Here is a 237-nt window from a genome sequence, read left to right on the forward strand (position 1 = left end):
CATTGGTTAAAAATGAAAAGGAAAATAACGGCAAGCAAGCGGTTATTGCAAAGTTTGATGGTGGCTATAGCTCAGTTGGTAGAGCCCCGGATTGTGATTCCGGTTGTCGCGAGTTCAAGTCTCGTTAGCCACCCCATTATTCGGCAACTTCGGTTTCCGTTCTTGGTGAAAGTCGAGAAGAAAGATATGCATTAGTGCATCGCCTAGTTTGATAGCGCATCCTGATGTTAGGAGTAG

Annotated in this window: 1 tRNA gene; it reads left to right on the top strand. The window is 45.1% G+C overall.

From position 1 onward, the window contains the following. Positions 1 to 60: 60 nt before the first annotated feature. Positions 61 to 136: transfer RNA gene (locus tag VOR_RS0112195), tRNA-His, on the top strand. Positions 137 to 237 lie beyond the last annotated feature (101 nt).

This window comes from Vibrio ordalii ATCC 33509, assembly GCA_000257205.1.
Classification (GTDB): domain Bacteria; phylum Pseudomonadota; class Gammaproteobacteria; order Enterobacterales; family Vibrionaceae; genus Vibrio; species Vibrio ordalii.